The sequence below is a fragment of the Brachybacterium sp. YJGR34 genome, assembly GCF_003347015.1.
GTDB lineage: Bacteria > Actinomycetota > Actinomycetes > Actinomycetales > Dermabacteraceae > Brachybacterium.
Window position 1 is genome coordinate 1 of the sequence record NZ_PNFB01000031.1, and the last position, 19,408, is coordinate 19,408.

General features: G+C 73.1%; 17 protein-coding genes. 5 read left to right on the forward strand and 12 right to left on the reverse strand.

Translation table 11 applies throughout. The features are described 5' to 3' along the window. Nucleotides 1–56: 56 nt before the first annotated feature. Nucleotides 57–998 carry an NAD(P)-dependent oxidoreductase gene (locus tag CXH06_RS17465; protein ID WP_114856480.1) on the reverse strand — a complete coding sequence of 314 codons (942 nt, stop codon included), beginning with the start codon at nt 996–998 and terminating at the stop codon, nt 57–59. A gap of 71 nt (nt 999–1,069) precedes the next feature. Here CXH06_RS17465 and CXH06_RS17470 point away from each other — a divergent pair, with 71 nt between their 5' ends. After that, nucleotides 1,070–2,863: an alpha/beta-hydrolase family protein gene (locus CXH06_RS17470; protein ID WP_114856481.1), complete on the forward strand. Its 1,794-nt coding sequence runs from the start codon at nt 1,070–1,072 to the stop codon at nt 2,861–2,863. On the opposite strand, the gene CXH06_RS17475 is transcribed toward CXH06_RS17470, so the two are convergent. After that, nucleotides 2,847–3,707: a sulfurtransferase gene (locus CXH06_RS17475; RefSeq protein WP_114856482.1), complete on the reverse strand. Its 861-nt coding sequence runs from the start codon at nt 3,705–3,707 to the stop codon at nt 2,847–2,849. The genes CXH06_RS17470 and CXH06_RS17475 overlap by 17 nt on opposite strands. A 17-nt stretch (nt 3,708–3,724) precedes the next feature. Continuing rightward, entirely contained in the window at nt 3,725–4,942 is a 1,218-nt protein-coding gene (locus CXH06_RS17480) for an endonuclease/exonuclease/phosphatase family protein (RefSeq protein ID WP_114856483.1), read from the reverse strand. Between the two features lie 89 nt (nt 4,943–5,031). Here CXH06_RS17480 and CXH06_RS17485 point away from each other — a divergent pair, with 89 nt between their 5' ends. After that, nucleotides 5,032–5,904, forward strand: a complete 873-nt coding sequence (locus CXH06_RS17485) for an NAD(P)-dependent oxidoreductase (RefSeq protein ID WP_114856484.1) — start codon at nt 5,032–5,034, stop codon at nt 5,902–5,904. Nucleotides 5,905–6,003: 99 nt separating this feature from the next. Next, a complete protein-coding gene (locus tag CXH06_RS17490) occupies nt 6,004–7,254 on the forward strand; it encodes a prolyl oligopeptidase family serine peptidase (RefSeq protein WP_114856485.1) in 1,251 nt (416 codons plus the stop codon). 16 nt (nt 7,255–7,270) lie between these two features. On the opposite strand, the gene CXH06_RS17495 is transcribed toward CXH06_RS17490, so the two are convergent. From CXH06_RS17495 to CXH06_RS17505, 3 genes are read right to left on the reverse strand one after another with little or no spacing between them, the layout of a single operon-like run. Beyond that, nucleotides 7,271–7,591, reverse strand: a complete 321-nt coding sequence (locus tag CXH06_RS17495) for a hypothetical protein (RefSeq protein ID WP_114856486.1) — start codon at nt 7,589–7,591, stop codon at nt 7,271–7,273. 45 nt (nt 7,592–7,636) lie between these two features. Beyond that, entirely contained in the window at nt 7,637–9,106 is a 1,470-nt protein-coding gene (locus CXH06_RS17500) for a TFIIB-type zinc ribbon-containing protein (protein ID WP_232820414.1), read from the reverse strand. 34 nt (nt 9,107–9,140) lie between these two features. Next, nucleotides 9,141–10,349 (reverse strand): SPFH domain-containing protein, encoded by a 1,209-nt coding sequence (locus tag CXH06_RS17505; protein WP_114856505.1) that lies wholly within the window; start codon nt 10,347–10,349, stop codon nt 9,141–9,143. A 398-nt stretch (nt 10,350–10,747) separates the two neighbouring features. Between CXH06_RS17505 and CXH06_RS17510 the strand changes: the two genes are divergently transcribed. Beyond that, the gene (locus tag CXH06_RS17510) at nt 10,748–11,401 is read left to right on the forward strand and encodes an arsenic resistance protein (RefSeq protein ID WP_369833000.1); all 654 of its coding nucleotides are present in this window, start codon (nt 10,748–10,750) and stop codon (nt 11,399–11,401) included. A gap of 24 nt (nt 11,402–11,425) precedes the next feature. Here the strand turns inward: CXH06_RS17510 and CXH06_RS17515 are convergent, their stop codons facing one another. The 6 genes from CXH06_RS17515 to CXH06_RS17540 are packed head-to-tail and all read right to left on the reverse strand — an operon-like array spanning nt 11,426 to nt 17,778. After that, nucleotides 11,426–13,246, reverse strand: coding sequence for an ABC transporter ATP-binding protein (locus CXH06_RS17515; RefSeq protein ID WP_114856487.1), 1,821 nt, complete (start codon nt 13,244–13,246; stop codon nt 11,426–11,428). A 36-nt stretch (nt 13,247–13,282) separates the two neighbouring features. Further along, on the reverse strand, nt 13,283–14,224 hold the full coding sequence (locus tag CXH06_RS17520) for a Na+-dependent transporter (RefSeq protein ID WP_114856506.1): 942 nt from the start codon (nt 14,222–14,224) through the stop codon (nt 13,283–13,285). Nucleotides 14,225–14,257: 33 nt separating this feature from the next. After that, complete coding sequence (locus CXH06_RS17525; RefSeq protein ID WP_114856488.1) at nt 14,258–14,893, reverse strand: response regulator transcription factor; 636 nt, start codon at nt 14,891–14,893, stop codon at nt 14,258–14,260. After that, nucleotides 14,890–16,020: a sensor histidine kinase gene (locus CXH06_RS17530; RefSeq protein ID WP_232820415.1), complete on the reverse strand. Its 1,131-nt coding sequence runs from the start codon at nt 16,018–16,020 to the stop codon at nt 14,890–14,892. Before CXH06_RS17530 ends, CXH06_RS17525 begins: the two co-directional genes overlap by 4 nt. 13 nt (nt 16,021–16,033) lie before the next feature. After that, complete coding sequence (locus CXH06_RS17535) at nt 16,034–16,819, reverse strand: ABC transporter permease (RefSeq protein WP_114856490.1); 786 nt, start codon at nt 16,817–16,819, stop codon at nt 16,034–16,036. Further along, nucleotides 16,816–17,778, reverse strand: a complete 963-nt coding sequence (locus tag CXH06_RS17540; RefSeq protein WP_114856491.1) for an ABC transporter ATP-binding protein — start codon at nt 17,776–17,778, stop codon at nt 16,816–16,818. Before CXH06_RS17540 ends, CXH06_RS17535 begins: the two co-directional genes overlap by 4 nt. 99 nt (nt 17,779–17,877) lie before the next feature. Between CXH06_RS17540 and CXH06_RS17545 the strand changes: the two genes are divergently transcribed. Next, entirely contained in the window at nt 17,878–19,392 is a 1,515-nt protein-coding gene (locus CXH06_RS17545; RefSeq protein ID WP_114856492.1) for an amidohydrolase, read from the forward strand. Nucleotides 19,393–19,408 lie beyond the last annotated feature (16 nt).

The window sequence follows — 19,408 nt, forward strand, 5'->3', positions numbered from 1 at the left end:
AGGCCCGGTGGCAGCAGCCACCGGGCCTCGTGCTGTGCGGGCCCGCCGCCCCCGGATCAGCGGGAGGCCGGGTGGAGGATCTCCCCGCCCTCCGTCAGGGCGCGCAGGTTCGCGGCGATCCGCTCATCGGCCCCGACCGGGCGGCCGCCGGCGCCGTGCGGGGTCAGCAGCAGGTTCGGGGCGTCCCACAGCGGGTCCTCGGCGGGCAGCGGCTCGGGGTCGGTGACGTCGAGCCCGGCACCTCCCAGGGTGCCCTCCGCCAGCGCCTCGCGCAGCGCGACCTGATCCACCGTCGCCCCGCGGCCCACGTTGATCAGCAGCGCGTGATCCGGCAGCAGGGCGAGCACCTCGCGTCCGACCACGCCCGCCGTCCGCTCCGTCGCGGGCAGGATGTCGATCAGCACGTCCGTTCCCGGCAGCGCCTCGCGCACCGCGGACTCGGCGATCACCTCGAACCCGGCGCGCTCCCCGGCGCTGCGCGCCACGCCGCGCACCTCCGCGCCGAGCCCGCGGAGCGTCGGGGCGAGGGTCTGCCCGATCTGGCCGAAACCCCAGATCAGGACCTTCGCCCCGATCAGCGTGGTCAGACGGCCCGCGGGATGCAGGGGTTGCAGCCCGCCGAGCTCGGAGGACCACTCGTGGCGCTGCTGCGCCTCCCGGGCCTCGGGCAGGCGGCGCAGCAGGCTGAGCAGCAGGGCCAGGGTGTGCTCGCTGACGGTCAGGGAGTGCAGCCCGGAGCCGGTGGCGATCACGACCTCCTCCCCGAACCCGGCGGCGAGGATCCCCTCGACGCCGGCGGAGAGGGACTGCACGAGCTGCAGATGGGTCAGGTCCTCGGCGGCGGAGGCGAGGTGGCGCCGGGAGGCGCCCCAGACCACCAGGACGGCGGCGTCGTGGTGCTCGGCGGGGATCTCGGCGCGGGCGTCGACGGTGACGGCCTCCCATCCCGCGGGCAGGACAGGGGCGAGCTGGACGGTGTCGGGAAGCAGGATCTTCATGGGCACAGGGTACGGGCGCGGTCGGGCGGCGCGCGCTGGGGACCGTCCGCGCCGTCCGATACCCTGCCGGTATGGGATTCGGTGCCGCACGGACCGCAGCAGGCCTCTCCTCGTACCTCGGCAGCGCCGTCCGTGCCGTGCAGGCCGTCAGCCGCCGCACCGGCCGTCGCGCCCGCCGCACCGCGATCGCCGCCCCGCTGAACACCGGCGGTTTCCTGGGAGCGTCCGTCACGGCCTGGATCTCCACCTCGCCGAGCCTCCTGCCGCGCACCTGGTGGATGTGGGCGACCAACATCGGCTTCTCCGAGATCTACGGCTACGCCATGGGCACGCTGGCCCACCGCGTGGTGCGGCGGGTCGCGGCGGAGATCGGCGTGCAGGTCGAGATCGCCCCCGAGCGCCGCCGCCGCGCCCGGCTGGTGGGCGCGAGCGCCCTGGTGGGCATCACCGCGTACTCCTGGGTGCGCGGTGTGCTGCGCCAGCGCGAGATCAGCCATCTGGTCCAGCAGGAGCCGAAGAACCTCGCGACCCACGTCGTCGGCAGCGTCAGCGGCTTCGGAGTCTCCGTCGGGGCCCTGATGGCGGTGCGCGCCACCATCGCCACGGCGCACTTGTACCGTGCGATCCTGCGGCCCTACCTGCCCCCGCGCGTGGTCGGCGCGGTGTCGCTGCTGCTCACGGCCGCCACCGTGAGCGTGCTGGTGGACCGGCTGATCCGCGGCCGGATGCTGGAGCGGATGCTCGAGCGGGCAGAGGCGGCCAACCGCCTCATCTCCCCCGACGTCCCCCGGCCGAGCTCCCCGCTGCGCTCGGGCAGTCCCGAGTCCCAGGAGACCTGGCAGTCCCTCGGCGCCCCCGGCCGCAAGATCGTCTCCGCCGGGGCCGGGCGGGAGCTCATCGCGCGGACCCTCGGCACCGAGGCGCTCGAGCCGATCCGGGTCTACGCCGCCAAGACCACCGACCGCTCGCTCGAGCAGACCGTCCGGGGCGTGATCGCGGAGCTCGACCGCACCGGCGCCTGGGACCGCGAGGTGCTGGTGCTGTTCACGGGGACCGGGACCGGCTGGCTGCAGGAGTGGTCGCTGTCCGCGATCGAGTTCCTCACGGGCGGGAACTGCGCGACGGCGTCCCTGCAGTACTCCTTCTACCCGAGCCCGCTGACCTATCTCATCGACCGCCGCTCGCCCCAGCGCGCCGGGCAGCTCCTGCTCGAGGCGGTGCAGCGGCGCCGGGACTCCCTGCCCGTCGATCGTCGGCCACGGCTCTACGTCGCCGGGGAGTCGCTGGGCTCCTTCGGCGGCCAGTCCGCCTTCCGCGACGTCACGGACATGCTGGAGCGGGTCGACGGCGCGGTGTGGACCGGCACCCCGAGCTTCACACCGCTGTGGCACCAGATCTCCGCCCGCAGCCGTCCCGGCTCCCCCGCGGTCGCCCCGATCATCGACGACGGTCGCCATATCCGGGTGGTGACCCGGCCCCGGGATCTCGGTCGCGACTACTGGGGCGGCCGGTACGAGTCGTGGCAGCACCCGCGCGTGGTCTACGCCCAGCACCCCTCGGATCCGGTGGTCTGGTTCGACCTGCCCCTGCTGTGGAAGGAGCCGACCTGGCTGCAGGAGCGCGTGGGTCATGACGTCACGCCGGCGATCCGCTGGTTCCCCTGGATCTCCTTCTGGCAGATCGCCGCGGACATGCCGCTCTCGATCGCGGCCACCGGCGGGCACGGCCACTCCTACCACGAGGAGATGGTGCCGATCTGGGCCGCCGTGCTGGGCCAGGACGTGCCCGAGGCCGAGCGCACGGCGCAGGAGCATCGCCACGCCGCGATCATCGAGGCGATCCGGGCGATCAACCCGCAGGTCTGATCCCGGTGGCCACGGGCCGTGCGGGATCCGCGCTCCACTGCGACCAGGAGCCCGGGAACAGCCGCACCCGCTCGAAGCCCGCGTGCTGCAGCGCGAGCAGGTCGTGCGTCGCGGTGACCCCGGAGCCGCAGTACACGATCGTCTCGCGCTCCTCGCCCGCCCCCGCGGCCTCGAAGCGGCTCCGGAGCTCCCGGGCGTCCAGGAAGCGGCCGTCGGCACCGAGATTGCCGGCGAAGGGCACGTTCACCGCGCCCGGCACGTGCCCGGCGCGGGGATCGATGGGCTCGACCTCCCCGCGATAGCGCTCCGGGGCGCGCGCGTCGAGGACCAGCGCGGCGCCGGCGGCGACCTCGTCGGCCGTCGCGACCTGGCTCGCCGGCCACGGGCGGGGGCCGACGTCGCCGGCCGGAGGGGCGACGTCGAGGGCGGACAGCTCGCCCTCCCAGGCGGCCAGGCCGCCGCTGAGCAGCGCGGCGTCGTGGCCGAGCGCGCGCAGCATCCACACCAAGCGCCCGGCGGGCGCCCCGTCGGTGTCGTCGTAGGCGACCACGCGCGATCCCTCGGTGACCCCCGCGCGCCGCAGGGCGGCCGCGAAGTCCTCGGGCTCCGGGAGCGGGTGGCGGCCCGCCTCGGGCCGAGCGGGGGCGGCCAGCTCGGTCTCGAGATCCACGTAGACCGCGCCCGGCAGGTGCCCCTCGAGGTAGGTGCCGCGGCCCCGGGAGCCGTCCAGGGACCAGCGCACATCCAGCAGGTGCAGGGGGCGCCCGCCGCGCTCGAGGAGCTCGTGCAGCTGCGCGACCTCGAGGATCGGCGGCAGGGCGTCGGGGGTCTGAGGCGTCGTCATGACGGACAGACTACGGCTCAGGCCCTCATCTGCAGGTCCACCCGGACGAGGCGATGGTCCGAGGTGGGGAACGGGTGGCTGCCGGTGAGCTCGCTGCCCGGCTCGCCCTGGACGGGCCAGTAGACCGCGGAGGAGGCCACCTGGAGCGTCGTGGCAGGCAGCACGTAGTCGACCCGCAGATTGCCCGGCCCGGGATCGTCCGTGAAGTCGGCCGTGTCCAGCCGGGGGTCGGTGCGGTGGCCCGTGTTCGCGCCGGCCTGGAGCCGTGCCGCCTCGGCGCCGCCCTCGCTGCGGGGCGCGGTGTCCCGCACCCGGGGGTGCTCGAGCAGCTGGGCGATGGCGCTCGGCCAGGAGTCGCCGTCGGCCGGATCGGCGTTGTAGTCGCCGAGGACCACGAAGGGCTCGGAGGGATCCAGGCCGCCCCGGGTGCCCGCGTCGTCGACGATCCAGCGGGAGCGCGATCCGGTGCTGAGGTAGTCCGCCCAGAGGCGGATCTCGTCGCTGTTGCGACGCTGGTTGCGCTTCTCCGGGCCGTCGAAGCTGGGCGGGGTGGGGTGGGCGGCGAGCACGTGCAGGACGGACCCGCCGATCTGCACCGGCACGTCCCAGTGCGACTTCGAGCTCAGTCGCAGCTGCGCGGCGATCTGCTCGCCGTAGAACTCGGTGGGCAGGAGATTGCTGGGCATGTCCGCCCAGCGCAGATTCTGGAAGGTGCGCACCTGCTCGGTGAGGATCGGGTACCGGGAGAGGACGACCATCCCGTACTGACCGGGGAACTCGCCGAACCCCCAGGCGTCCTCGGGGCCCCCCACGCTCCCGCTGCCGTCGAGGTCCAGGCCGCTGGGCACGCCGGTGTTGACCGGGGCGGTGTACGAGTACGCGTAGTGGACCGGGGACTTCCCGTTCTGCGCGACCTGGAGGTAGTTGCTCTGGAAGAGCTCGATGCCGCGTCCGGCCTCGTCGTGGTCGAACTCGTTGAGCAGCAGGATGTCCGGGTTGTTGAGCTGGATCACCTCGGCGACGGCCCGGATCTGCGCGTCCTCGCCCGTGGCGAGGTCCTTCAGCAGCTGCCCCTCCTCGCTCCGGTTCATCGACACGTTGTAGGTGGCGACACGGAGGTTCTCGAACCGGCCGTTGCGCCGTGCCGGGGCGGCCGCCTCGGCGGCGGCGGGAAGCCCCAGACCTGCGGCAGCGGCGGCGACGAGGGCACGGCGGCGGGAGAGCTGAGGTGACATGGCCTCCATTGTGCACCCCGGGACCCCGGCCGCACCATGCCGTGGGCAAGCGTGTACCCGCGGGCGCCCGGCGATGTCACACTGGCGGGATGAGAATCGCGTTCCTGGGGACCGGCCGCATGGGCACCGAGCTCGCCCTCCACCTGCTCGAGAGCCACGAGCTCACCGTCTGGAACCGCACCGCCGCGCGCACGGAGAGGCTGACCGCCGCGGGCGCCGCGGTCGCCGACACGCCGGCGGGAGCCGTGGCCGGCGCCGAGCTGGTGGTCACCTCGCTGTTCGGCCCCGATGCGGTGCGCGAGACCGTGCTGGACCCCGCGCTGATCCCCGCCTCGATCCCCTGGGTGGACACGACCACCGTCTCCCCCGCCGACGCCGAGGAGTTCGCCCGCGCGGTGCCCACCTACGTGGGCGTCCCGGTGATCGGCACCCTCGGCCCCGCCCGCGCGGGCCGGCTCGGGGTGTACGTCGGCACCGCGGACGATGCCCTGCGCGCACAGGTCCTGGAGCTGGTCGCGCCGTGGGCCGATCCGGCACGGCTGCACGGCGTCGACTCGCCGCGCACGGCCGCCGTCGGCAAGCTGCTGGCGAACCTGGCCCTCGCGGTGAGCGCCCAGGGGCTGCGGGAGGCGCTCGCCCTCGGCGCGGCCGGAGGGATCGACGCCGAGCAGACCCTGCGGATGCTCGACTCCACGGGGCTCGCGTTCATCGCCGGGATGAAGGGGACCTTCGTCCGGGGCGAGCGCAGCACGGCCGGCGGCGACTTCACCGCGAGCGCGATCGCGAAGGACGCCCGCCTCATGCTCGACACCGTGGACGGCGCGGGCACCGCCCGGCCCGGGAGCGATCTCCCGGCGCTGCGCGGAGCGCTGGCCTCGCTCGAGGCGGAGATCACCGCAGGCCACGGCGAGGACGACTTCTCGACGATCCTGCTGCCGGGCGCCGAGTCCGCCGAGGGGTGAGAGCCCGCGGGCCGTGTTGACGGCCCGCGCGTCTCCCCCTAGGTTCACCCCAGGTGACGCGGGCCACCCCCGGGCCCGTGCTGACGAAGGAGTCCCCTGATGAGCCACCCCCTGCCCCGCCGCACCCTCCTGGCCGCCGGCACGGCCGCCCTCGCATCCGCCGGCACCGCGCCGGCCGCCCTCGCCGAGCGCCGCGATCGCGCGGTGCCCTTCACACTGCGCGCGACGGTCCTCGACGGCGGCCAGCAGGTCACCGCGGTGCAGCTGGACGGCTCGCGGCTGGGCGGGCTCCGCCGCGGCGAGCTGCCGACGGACGCCTTCATCGTCCATGCCCGCGCGACGAACCCTCTGACCGGGGACATCGCCTATGACGCGGACCGCACCGTGACCGCCGCGCGCATCGACCACCGCGGAACGATCACCCTCGAGCTCGAGCACGGCGACGGCGTCGAGTCGGCGGCCACCCTCTCCTATCTCGGGGACCTCGGTCGCAACGTGCAGCTCGACCTCGAGTACACCCTCACCCAGGAGCAGGACCTGCCGCGGCACGGCCGCGGCGGCGCACGGATCGAGTCCTTCGCCCAGGGAGAGCTCGTGGACGAGGAAGTCGACGCCTTCACCGCCCACGTCTCCGCCTCCGGCATGGCCTACCACCTGCTGACCCCGCACCCCTCCGGCGGCGGGGCCGACGGGCACGCGGTGGTGGTGTGGCTGCACGGCGGGGGCGAGGGCGGCCTCGGCGAGGACGGCACGGACCGCTACGTCACCGAGACCCCGCTGCGCGCCAATCGCGGAGCCCTCGGCTTCGGCACCCAGGAGGCGCAGGACCTCCTCGGCGGCGCCCTCGTGGTGGTCCCGCAGTGCCCCTCGGCCTGGATGCTGGACGGGGACGCCTTCGTCCCGCTCGTCAGCGAGATCATCGAGGAGGTCGCCGCCTCGCATCGCGTGGACCGCTCACGGATCCACGTCACCGGCTGCAGCAACGGCGGGTACATGAGCCTGAAGATGATCGTCGAGCATCCCGGCGCCTTCGCCTCCGCCACCCCCATCTGCGGCGTGGTGGGGAGCTACTACGACTCCGCGGGGCCCCTCGTGACCGACGAGCAGCTGCGCGCCATCGCCACCCCCACCTGGCTGATCACCTCCGCGGACGACACCACCGTCGACCCCGTCGCCAACACCGTGCATGCCCATGAGCTGATCCCCGGCTCGATCATGAGCCTGTACGACACGGTGACCTGGGAGGGCGTGCAGTACCCCGGCCACTTCTCCTGGATCTACGCCGCGCGCAACGATCCCTCGCACGCGGGCCGGAGCCTGTGGGAGTGGATGGCCGCGCAGGAGCTCTGAGCCCTGCGGGGCTCGCTCACCCCGGGGAGATCCGGCGGACCCTCTCGAGATGGTCGGTGTCGTTGCGGCCGGACATGCTGCGGCTGCGCTGACGGTTGTTGGTGCCGACCTTGCGGTCCTGCTGCTGGAGGTTGCCGACGGCGACGTCGGTCTCCTTCTCGAAGAGGTGGCGCTTGTCCGTGTTGCGGTAGTAGCGGTAGATCCCGCCGTACACGGCGGCGAACACGGCCGGTCCCGCGAGGAAGGGGAAGGTGACGCCGATGACGCCGTCGCCGGAGTCGGCCAGCAGCATCGTGGTGGCCGGATCGGCGGCCAGCTCAGCGAGCAGAGGGAGCATCGGGTCCTCCTCGGACGGTGCGGTGGCGAGCGGGGGGCATCGGGCTCATCCCATCAGGAACCAGCCGAAGCCGACCACCGCGGCGACCGCCGCGGCGACGGTCCCCGCGGCGCAGGCCACGGCGAAGATCTTCGGGTGCGAGACGGGCACCGAGCCCATGGTGTTGCCGTTGCGGGCGTTGACGGCGATGTAGTGCACCAGTCCCCCACCGCTCGCGGAGTCCGCGTAGCTGTACAGCCACACCGGCACGTACACGGTCACCCAGCGGGTGCCGTGCACGGCCACGCCCTCCTCGGTCCAGCGCACGCCGCGGTCGTACCGGGACACGGTGGGGCCGGCCTTCGCACGGGCGATCGCCAAGAACTTGTCCTCGACCTGGTCGTCGACGTCGCGCACGTTGAGGTCGCGGCGCTCGGAGGTGAAGCCCTTGAGGTAGTGGGAGTTGTAGGCGACGGCGTTCTCGACGTCGTACGGCTGGACGGCATGGAGGATGTTGTTGGTCGCCGCGGAGTTGTCCTGCGCGGAGTACCGCGCCGCGGACTCGACCGTGAGATCGTCCACGAGCAGGTCGAAGGCGCGCTGGACGCTGTAGACGTCGGCGTCGTACCGGGGCTCGTTGCGCGCGTTGTCGCCGGAGCCGACGCGCACCGTGTACTGCCGGGTGGTGACCTCCCCGGTGCCGCGCAGCACGGCGTGCATGTTGCCGTCGACCACCATGTACGGGATGTAGACGCCCATGACGTTGTCGGGGACGAACTCCCGCTTGAAGCGCCCGTGCGCGAATCCCTTGCGCTTGCCGGCGAAGGCGTCGATGCGCTGGACGGCCTCCTCGCGGGTGAGCTGGAAGGGCAGCACCGCGTCGGGCACGGCACCGTTGGGGATCTGGGAGTTGATCGAGAGCGTCTGGCGGCACCAGTGGCAGCGGGCGTGGGTCTGCTGCTCGACGTTGATGACCACCTCGGCGCCGCAGCCCTGGCACTTCAGGGTCACCACGGTGAGGTCCTCGCGGACGTCCGAGGTGCCGGAGGCCATGGTGTGGCCCCGCAGCTCGGCGATCGAGGAGTCCAGGCCGAAGGCCTGCTCCGCGTTCTCCTCGTTCCAGGTGTTGCGGCAGTACCCGCAGAACAGCGCCTTCGCGGTCAGCGAGTAGTGGATGTCGGTGCTGCCGCAGCGCGGGCACTTGTTCAGCCCGTCGTCCCGACCCGAGCTGGTGTCGATGATCCGGTCCGCGAAGCCGCGGCGCGCGGCGTCGGCCGCTCCGGCCATCGCCTCGTCGCCCAGCAGGGGCTGCCCGCCGGCGGGGGCCGACGGGGGCTGCTGGCCCGGCCAGTGCGGCATCTGCTGACCGGCGCCCGTGGCGCCGCCGGAGGCGCCGGCCGGGAAACGGCCGTCGCCGGGCGGCGGCGGGGGCACGGGCCCGCTCGGAGCGGGCGGCACCGGCCCGCCCTGCCCCTGCGGGGGGCGGGCGGGCTGGTCCGGACGGGCCCAGGGCGGGCGCTGCGGGGGTTCGCTCATCGGCGCTGTGTTCTCGGTGCGGCGGGCGCGGGGCTCAGAGACCGAGGGCGGCCTTCTTCGCCGCCTCGTAGTCCGCCTCGGAGATCAGTCCCTGGTCGAGCATCTCCTTGTACTGCGCGAGCTTGGCGACCGGGTCCTCGGGTGCGGGTGCGGCCTGCTGCGGTGCTCCCTGCTGCGGCGCCTGCTGTGCCGGCGCGCCCTGCCCCGGGGGCGCCCACGGCTGGGTGGGCTGGACCAGGCCGCCGGCCGCTCCCGCGCCGGCGCCGAACATGGCCAGGCCCGCACCGCCGCCGGTCTCGCCGGCGGACTGCACGCCGCGGGCGACGGACTGGTTGAGGTAGGACTGCGAGCGGGCGCCGGAGAGGGCGTCGGCCTTCTGGACCTCGGTGAGCAGCTCACGGGTGTGCTGGTCGTACTCGATCGAGGCGAGGGCGACCTTGACGATCGCGAGGCCGCGGTCGGTGGACCAGCGGTAGTTCTCCTCCACCGCGGCGGAGAGCGACTGGGCGAAGCCCACCGAGTCCCCCTGGATGCGGGAGATGCGATTGCCCTTGTCCGGATCGTTCGTGTAGCGGGAGAAGGCCGCGGCGAGCGAGCCGACGACCTCCTGGAACAGCTGGGAGCCGGCCTGGTTGTCCATGTCCGCGAAGTCGAACACCGGGGCGTTCGCGCTGATGAAGGTGGCGGGCACGAAGTTGTGCACGAACAGCAGCGGGTCGATGATCCGCATCGTGTAGGAGCCGCGGGTGATCGCACCGACCTGCGCGTTGAGGTAGGCGTCGTCCCAGTAGATCTCCGACTGGGTGCCGAAGCGATTGTCGGGGATCTCCTTGAGGCTCACGTAGAAGGCGAGCTGCTGCGAGGAGGGGCGGCCCCCGAACTTGAAGCGCTCCCAGGACATGCCCACGGTGGAGGCGAGCAGGCTGTCCCCGGCGAAGACCGACTGCGCGTCCGGCGAGCTGTCGTTGAACTCGTAGCCGCCCGCCTCGGTGATGAGTCCGGTCGCCCGGCCGTCCACCACGGTGACCAGGCCGTACCCCTGCGGGACGATGATCTTGGAGCCGTTGGTGATGACGTTCTGCGAGCCGCTCGTGTTCGAGCCGCGGCCGGCGTTCGTGCCCCGCGGGACGGCCGGGAACAGGGCGGCCGTCTGCGGCAGCCCGTTCGGGATGGTGAGGAAGTCCTTCCACTGATCGGCGAGCATGCCGCCGACAGCGCCCTTGAATGCCTGGATGAATCCCATGATGAGCTCCTTCGTCGCCCCCGAGCGTGTGATGGCCGCCATGCTATCGGCCCGGGCCGAACGTCGGCTGGGATCGTGCCGACTACCGTCACGCCCATGCGGCGGCGATGGGCGGACGAGCTCGAGCGACATCAGGTCGCCCTGTACGTGGCGGCGATCCCCGCCGGTCTCGCCCTGGGGGCCGCACTGCCGGGGGCGGGCCGGAGCCTCGAGCTCGCGGTGGAGCCGACGATCGCGGCGCTGCTGCTGGTCACCTTCCACGGGATTCCGCTGCGTGGGCCGGGCGCGGCCCTGCCGGGCCGTCGCTTCCTGCTCGCCCTGGTGGTGACGAACTTCGTGGCCGTGCCTCTGATCGTCCTGGCCATCACGCGGCCCTCACCGGCTCCCCGGAGCTGCTGGTGCCCGCTCTGCTGGTGCTGCTGGCCCCCTGTGTGGACTACGTGGTCGCCTTCACGGCCCTCGCGGGCGGGGCGCGGGAGCAGCTGCTGGCGGCAACTCCCCTGCTGATGCTCCTGCAGATGCTCGCCCTGCCGGTGCTGGTGCCTCTGCTGGGCGGCGGTGCGGCGACGGGCCTCCTCTCCCCCGCCCCGTTCCTGCGCGCCCTGGTGCTGCTGATCCTGCTGCCGCTGTTCGCCGCGGCGCTGCTCCAGCACATCGTGCCCGCTCTCGACCTCTCGCCCGCGATGGTGCCGCTGATGGTCCTGACCCTGCTCGCGGTGGTCGCCTCGCAGGCACCGAGGGCGCTCGGCGCCGGATCGGCGCTGCTCGCCCTGGTGCCCGTCTATGTCGCCTTCCTCGTGCTCGCGACCGCTGCCGGGGTCCTCATCAGCCGTCTGGCCCGTCTCGGGACCGCGTCGGCCCGCGCCGTGACCTTCTCCGGGGCGACGCGCAACTCCCTCGTGGTGCTGCCGCTGGCCCTCGCCCTGCCGGTCCCCCTCGCTCCCGCCGTCGTGGTCACCCAGACCCTCGTGGAGCTGGTGGGCATGGTCGTGCTGGTGCGCCTGGTCCCGCGGCTGCTCAGGGACGGACCGCGACCACCAGCACGGCCGTAGCCGGGAAGGCCAGCAGCCCGCCCGTCACCCCGTGATGTCGTACCGCGCCAGACGGCGCGAGTCCCCGGCGCTCTGCAGGGCGAGCAGCTGGGCGTAGATCCCGCCCGTCTCCGCGAGCTCGGAGGGGGCGCCGATCTCGTCGATGTGCCCGTCGCGCAGGGTGATGATCCGGTCCACCTCCGCGATGGTGGAGAGGCGGTGGGCGATGATCAGCGAGGTCCGGCCGTCCATCAGCTCGTCCAGGCCCTTCTGGACCTGGATCTCCGCCTTGGTGTCGAGCGCCGAGGTGGCCTCGTCGAGCACCAGCACCGGGGCGTCCTTGAGCATCGCCCGGGCCACGGCGATGCGCTGGCGCTGCCCGCCCGAGAGCTTGAGCCCCCGCTCGCCGATCACCTGCTCGTACCCGTCGGGGAAGCGCCGGATGAAGGCATCCGCGTTCGCGCGGCGGGCGGCGTCGTGCACCTCCTCGTCGCTCGCACCGGGGCGGCCGTAGGCGATGTTCTCGCGGATCGTGCCGGAGAACAGCGAGGCGTCCTGGAAGACCACGCCGATCCGCGCGCGCAGCTGGTCCAGAGGCAGCTCCGCGCTGGGCCGACCCACCACCTCGATGCTGCCGCGGCGCGGCTCGTAAAGCCCCAGCAGCAGGTTCACGATCGTCGACTTGCCCCCGCCGGACTCCCCCACCAGGGCGATCTTCTCACCGGGGTGCACCCGGAAGTCGATCTCGTGCAGCACGTCCTCGCCCTCCTCGTAGGCGAAGTCGACGCCGCGGAAGGCGAGCACGGGCGCCCCGGGGACGGGCTCGACGGCCGGGGCGGCGAGCTCGCTGCCCGCCGGCCGCGCGGCCATCACCGCGGCGGTGCGGGGATCCACCGGCGTCTCCATCACCCGGAAGTAGTCGCGCGATCCGGCGATGGCGCGCTGCGCGGAGTCGATCACCCAGCTCATCGACTCCACCGGGGCCTTGGCCATGCTCATCAGCTGCACCAGCAGCACCATCTCGCCGAGGGAGAAGGCGCCCTGGACGGTGCGCACGAAGATGATCACGTAGATGCCGAAGAAGACCAGGTTGAGGAAGGAGCGCCGCAGCACGTCCATGCGATGCCAGTGCGAGGACTGCTCGCGGGTGGTGGCGTCGGTGGAGCTGAAGCGGCGGGAGAAGTCCTCGAGCTCCCCGCGCTCGCGGACGAAGGACTTCACCACCCGGATCTGGCCCACGACCTCCGCGAACCGCCCCGAGGCGATGTCCACCTGCACGTTCTTCTCCGCCTCGAGCTTCTGCCACTTCACGGACGTCAGGGAGGTCAGCCACACGTACACCGGGAACACGATGAGCAGCAGCACGGTCAGCGGCCAGGCGTACCAGGCGCTGATGGCGAGCACCGCGACCGTGGTGATGAGCATCGAGGCGAAGGCGTTGGACATGGTCTTGGCGAAGGCGGTGATCTCCGCGATCGACCGGTTCAGCCGCGCCACGATGGTGCCGGTGATCTCACCGTCGAACCAGCGCTGGGGAAGGTGCAGCAGCTTGTCGTAGTAGCGCACCGAGAGGATCGTGCGCATCCGGTTGCTCATGACGTCGCCGAACCAGCCGCCGACGTTCGAGATCACCGTGTTCGCCAGCTCCGCCAGCAGCACCGCCGCGGCGATCAGCACCACGGTGCGCACGGCGGTCCCGGTCGCGGTCTGACCGCCGACGGCACCGGCGACGGTGTCCGTGGCGTGGCCGATGAGGAAGGGCACCGCGAGCGCGGCGGCCGAGGTCAGCACCGAGCAGAGGATGACCGCGGTGTAGAGAGGGGAGAGTGTGCGGGTGAAGCGGAGGATGCGCAGCAGGGAGGACACCGGACCAGCCTAGGCCCGGGGTCGGACGTCCGGATCCTAGTCCCGCGTGGGCCCCACCACGCCCAGCAGCACGCCGAGGGAGATCCTCTCGCCGTCGCGCCGGCGGCGCACCACCCCGGTCGCCAGCGCGTAGGGCACCAGCATCACGAAGCCGACGGCGCTCAGCAGCAGGATCGAGACCACGATCGAGCTGTCCGCGGTGGTCCCCTCCTCGGCACCGGTGCGGGCCACCAGCAGCGCCGCGGCGATATTGCGCTGGCTGGTGAGGATGGCGGGACCGTCGGGCACGGTGAGGGTGGGGCCTGCGAGGTCGCCGGAGATCCGCCCGGCCACGAAGGCCATCGCCACCAGCCCCGCGGCCACCAGCATCACCGGGGAGAGCAGCAGCTCCATCACCAGCATCGAGTTGGAGCCGAAGCCGGAGAGGAACATGAGCACCGCGGAGACGGCCGCGACGCTGCCGGCGGTGCGCGCCAGATGATCGGCATGGATGGGGAACACGGCGGCGATGACGATCCCCGCGATCATCGGGGCGAGCATGGTGCCCAGCAGCAGGCGGGCCACCGCCCACCCGTGCACCGAGACGTCCTGCAGCAGGAAGGGCACCACCAGCGGCATGAACAGGATCGAGCCCAGCAGCAGCACGGCCATCGGCCCGGCGGTCTCGCCGTAGGGGATGCGGGCCATCGCGCCCAGCTGCAGCACGAAGGGGGCGCCGGCCGCGCACAGCGCGATGATGAAGCCTTCACCGGTCTGGTGGGGCAGCAGGCCGTTCAGCAGCCAGATGAGCAGGGTCCCCACGGCGGGCACCACCACGAAGTTGGCGCCCAGCACGGAGAACACCGTGCGGCGGTCGCGCAGCTGGTTGCGGAAGGAGTGCAGCGGGGTGCGCAGCCCCATGGAGAGCATCGAGGCGATCGCGAAGACCGGGACGCTGATCTGGATCAACATGGTCAGCAGTGCTTCGATCGTCTCCACCACGGCAGGGTACGCGGCTGGTCCCCGCGATGCTCAGATCCAGCCGTTGTCCGAGGCGGTCCTCACGGCCTCGGCCCGATTGGCGACCCCGAGCTTCCGGATCGCGGAGGAGATGTGGTTGCGCACGGTGCCCTCGGTGAGGAACAGCCGCCCCGCGATCGCGGCGGTGCCTCCCCCGGCGGCGGTGGCCTGGAGCACCTCCGTCTCCTTCGCGGTCAACGGGCTGGGGCCGACGGAGAGGGACTGCGCGGCCAGCTCCGGGTCCACCACCCGCAGCCCCTGATCGACGCGACGGATCGCGTCCACCAGTCGCTCGACCGGGGTGTCCTTGACCATGAACCCGTCGGCGCCGGCCTCCATCGTGCGGCGCAGGTAGCCGGCACGACCGAAGGTGGTCAGCACGATGATCCGCGGCGGCGTGTCGACCGCTGCCAGCTCCTGGGCCACGGCGATGCCGTCGTCCGGGCCGGGGCGGCCGTCGGCGCGGGCACCGGCGGGCATCTGGACGTCCAGCAGCAGCACGTCGGGCCGGTGCTCGGCGACGGCGGCGAGGGTTCCGGCCGCGTCGGCCGCCTCCCCCACCACCTCGAGGTCCCCCTCCAGACGCAGCAGCGCGACCAGGCCGGAGCGGAGGATGGCCTGGTCGTCGGCGACCACGAGGCGGATCATGCGGCGTCCGCGGTCGAGGTGGTCGCCCGCAGGCGGGTCCCGGTCTCCCCGGAGGCGACCTCGAGGGCGCATCCGGCGACGGCGAGGCGCGCCTCGAGGCCGCGCAGGCCGCTGCGATCGGTGCCCTCGGGGATGCCGATGCCGTCGTCGGTGACGGTCACGGAGTGCTCGTCGACGTCGATGGTGGCGCGGGTGGCGCGGGAGTGGCGCACGATGTTGGTGACTCCTTCGCGGATCACGTAGCCGAACAGCTCGGAGAGGTCGTCCGGCAGCGGTGGCAGCGCGGTGGGGACCTCGGCCTGGATGCCGACGGTCGCGAGCACGGTGCGGGCCGAGGCGATCTCGGTGGCGGCGCGCACGTGCTGCATGCCGCTGGCGGTGGCGCGGACGTCGGCGAGCGCCTGACGCACCGTGGCCTCGATGTGCTCGAGCTGCGCCCGCGCGGCCTCGGGATCGGAGTCCAGCAGCCGGCGCGCCAGCTGCGCGGAGATCGTCAGCGAGGTCAGGGAGTGGCCCACCAGGTCGTGGAGGTCGCGACCGATGCGTTCGCGCTCCGCGGCGACGGCGAGCACGGCGTTGCGCTCCTGTGCGGCCTCCAGCTGCTCCTGCAGGATCTGCTGGCGGATGCCGTAGCCGATGCCCCAGGACATGAGCATGCCCATCCCCGCCAGACCGGCCGCGACGTAGACCCCGACGACGAGGGCGAGCACGAAGACGGTCAGGCTCATGCCAATCATGGAGGGCAGCGCCCATCGCCACGGCAGCAGCAGCACATGCGTCATGGCCTGGAACATGACCATGTACAGGATGTTCACGCCCAGCAGCGGGATCAGGGCCAGCAGCAGACCGGTGCAGATCGCGAACCAGACCAGACGCACGCGCAGCGGGTACAGCCCGATGCCCGTGCAGTAGACGAACATCAGGCCGTAGACGAGGAGGATCGCGGTGACCAGCGCCGCCCAGGGGCCCGACTCCCCGATCCACGCGTAGGTGATCGGCAGGGCGATGAACACCACCGGCGGCACGGCGAAGGCGAGGCCGCCGGACTCCCGCGCCGCGCGGTGGATCGCCCGCGGCGTGAGGTCCCGCGGTGCCTCCTCCTCGGCGACGGTCCCGGTGCTCCTCATGGCGGACATTGTGTCAGCGCCGGGTCAGGCCGACGGCGCGGGACATGCTCACCGAGGTCGCCAGGGCGAGCGCGACCGTCCAGATGCCGATGACCAGCAGACCGCGCAGGGGCAGCTCGCCCCCGTACAGCGTCCAGCCCCCGAGGCCGGAGATCCAGTAGGTGGGCAGCGCATGGCCCACGGCCTGCATCCACTCCGGGAAGGTCTCCAGCGGCATCCAGAGACCTCCGAAGATCGCCATGGCCATCATCGTCACCACGCCGCCGGCCATCGCGGCGCCGCCCTTGAGGACCATGCCGAGCACCACCCCGATGAGGATCGTGGGCAGCAGCCCCAGCCACAGCACGCCGAGGGTGGCGAGGAAGTCCGCCGGCACGGCCTCGACACCGGTGGCCAGGCCCACCAGCCCCACGGCCAGCAGCGCGGGCACGATCACGGCGCTCGCGGCCATCACCGAGCCGACCAGGAAGGAGTGCGGCGACAGGCCGGCCACGATCAGCTGGCGCAGGAAGCCGTTGCGCTGGTCCTCCTGGATCTGGGTGCCGGCGCTGACGGCGGCGCCGAGTCCCCCGTAGGCGGCCATGTTGACCATGATCATCCCGCGCGCCTGCCCGTCGCCGAGGTCCCCGAACATCATCGAGAACAGCAGGTACATGCCCACGGGCAGAGCGATGGTGAAGACCATGAACATCACGTTGGTGACGGTCATGCGCGTGGTGTGCGCCGCATAGCGCAGGGTGCGGGTCGCGGCCGACGGCGCGGCGGCGGTGCGGGCGGGGGCATGGGCGAGGGTGCTCATCGGTCGGCTCCGTCGGTGTCGGTGTGGTCGGTGATGCGGAGGAAGGCCTCCTCGAGGCCGGGCGCGGTGACCAGGACCTCATGGACCTCGCCGGCCAGCGGCCCCGTGAACAGGGCGGCGAGCGCGGCGTCGGAGTCGGAGCAGACGGCGCGCACGCGCTCGGGGTCCCCGTCCTCGGGCGTCGCGGTCTCCACCCCGGGCAGGGCGGCGACCTGGGCGGGAGCGGCCCCGCGCAGGGTGAGCACGCGGCCGGCGACGACCGAGCTGATCTCGGTGCCGGTGCCGTCGGCGACCACGCGCCCGCGATCCATCACCACCACGCGCGCGGCCTCCCGCTCCGCCTCGTCGAGATGGTGGGTCGCGAAGACGACGGTGCGCCCGGTGGCGGCCACCCGGCGCATCTGGTCCCAGAACGCGCGGCGGGCGCCGACGTCCATGCCGACCGTCGGCTCGTCCAGCAGCAGCACCTGCGGGTCGCCGAGCAGCGCGATCGCGAAGCGCACGCGCTGGGCCTGGCCGCCGGAGAGGGCGCCGATGCGGCGTCCCATCAGATCGACGATGTCCGCCTGCTCCGCCACCTCGTCCAGCGGCATCGGATGGGCCTGCAGGGAGCGGAGCATCCGCAGCATGGAGCGCACGGTCTGGTCCGGCAGCAGCGCCCCCGCCTGGAGCATGGTCCCGATCAGCCCGGTGCGGGTGGCGACGTGCGGCGCGGCGCCCAGGATCCGCACCGCGCCGGCGTCGGGCTCGGCCAGGCCCACCATCATCTCCATGGCGGTGGACTTGCCGGCCCCGTTGGGTCCCAGCAGGGCCACGATCTCCCCGGCGCCGATCTCGAGGTCCAGTCCGTCCAGGGCGAGCACGGCGCCGTAGCGCCGGGTGACACCGCGCAGGCTGATGGCCGCATCGCGCGGAGCGGGATCGGAGGAGGCGGTCACGAGCACGGTCTCGGTGTTCATGACCTCGAGCCTTCCGCGCCGCGGCCCGCCGTCCCAGCCCCGGCGGTCATCGTCCGTCCATGACAGCCGTCACGGCCGGCCCCGGGCTACGCTGGATCGGTGCTGATCAGACAGGTGCGGCCGCTGGACGCCGCCTCCGGGGCGCTGCCCTCCCGCCCGCTCGACGTCCGTCTGCGCGACGGGGTGATCGCCGCGATCGGCGAGGACCTGCCGCGCCTCCCGGGCGAGGAGGTCCTCGCCGGCGGCGGGGCGGTGGCGATCCCCGGGCTCTGGGACCAGCACGTCCACACCGGTCAGCTCGCCCAGGCCCATGCCCGGCTGGACACCTCCGGCGCGGACGGCGTGGGCGTCATCCTCGAGCTGGTGCGCGCCGAGCTCGCCGCCCGACGCGAGACGCCGACCGAGGGATCCCTGGCGCTGATCGGCTTCGGCCACCGACTGGTGGACCTCGCGGTGGCGCCGACGGTCCCGGCGCTCGACGAGGCGACCGGGTCCGTGCCGACGGTGCTGATCGGCGGCGACGCCCACCACGCCTGGCTGAACTCCGCGGCGCTGCAGCGCCTGGGCCTGCCGCCCCGCGACGGGATCCTCGCCGAGGAGGAGTGGTTCGCGCAGGTCCCGCGTCTGGCCGAGCTGCCCGGGGTGGCCGAGGCGCATGCGACCGGGGCCGCGATGATGCAGCGTCAGGCGCTGCAGCGGGGTGTCGTCGGCCTCGTCGACATGGAGTGGGGGCGGCCGTGGGAGGTCTGGCGCGAGCGCGCGGTGCGGATGCGGATCCGCACCGCCGTCTATCCCGCCCAGCTCGCGCACGCCCCGGGGCCGACGGGCACGGCGCTGGACGCCGCGGGGATGGTGACGATGGGGCCGCTGAAGGTCATCGTCGACGGGGCGCTGGGCTCCCATTCGGCGTACACCCGCGAGGCCTACAGCGACGGGCACGGCTACGCCGGCCGCGGGGTGCTGACCTACGGTCCCGAGGAGCTGGTGGCCGCTCTCTCCCGCGCACGGACCCAGGGGCTCACCGCCGCCGTCCACGCGATCGGCGACGCCGCCGCGCAGGTCGCCCTCTCCGCGATCGAGCAGGTCGGGATCGCCGCGCGCCTCGAGCACGCGCAGATGCTCACCGATGAGGACGTGGCCCGGATGGCGGAGCTCGGGGTGATCGCCTCGGTCCAGCCGGCGCACCTGCTCGACGACCGCGACGCCACCGAGGCGCTCTGGCCGGAGCACGGCCGCCAGGCGTTCCGGCTGCGGGACCTGCTCGACGCCGGGGTGGAGCTCGCGCTGGGATCGGACGCCCCGGTGGCTCCGCTGGACCCCTGGCTCGCGATGGCCGCGGCCGTGCACCGCAGCGCCGACGCCCGTCCCGCCTGGCATCCCGAGCAGCAGCTGCAGCCGCGCGAGGCGCTCGCCGCCTCCACCGACGGCGTCACGGCCCTGCGCACGGGCGGGCGGGGCGATGTGGTGCTGCTGGAGGAGAATCCCTTCGCGGACGTCCCGCGCGATGCCCGCGGCCTGCTCGTGGAGTCCGCCGCCCGCGAGGCCGCGCAGCGCCTGCGCGAGACCGCGGTCGCCGCCACGGTGGTGGCGGGCGAGCTCGCGGTGCAGGCCTGAGGACGCGCTCTTCAGC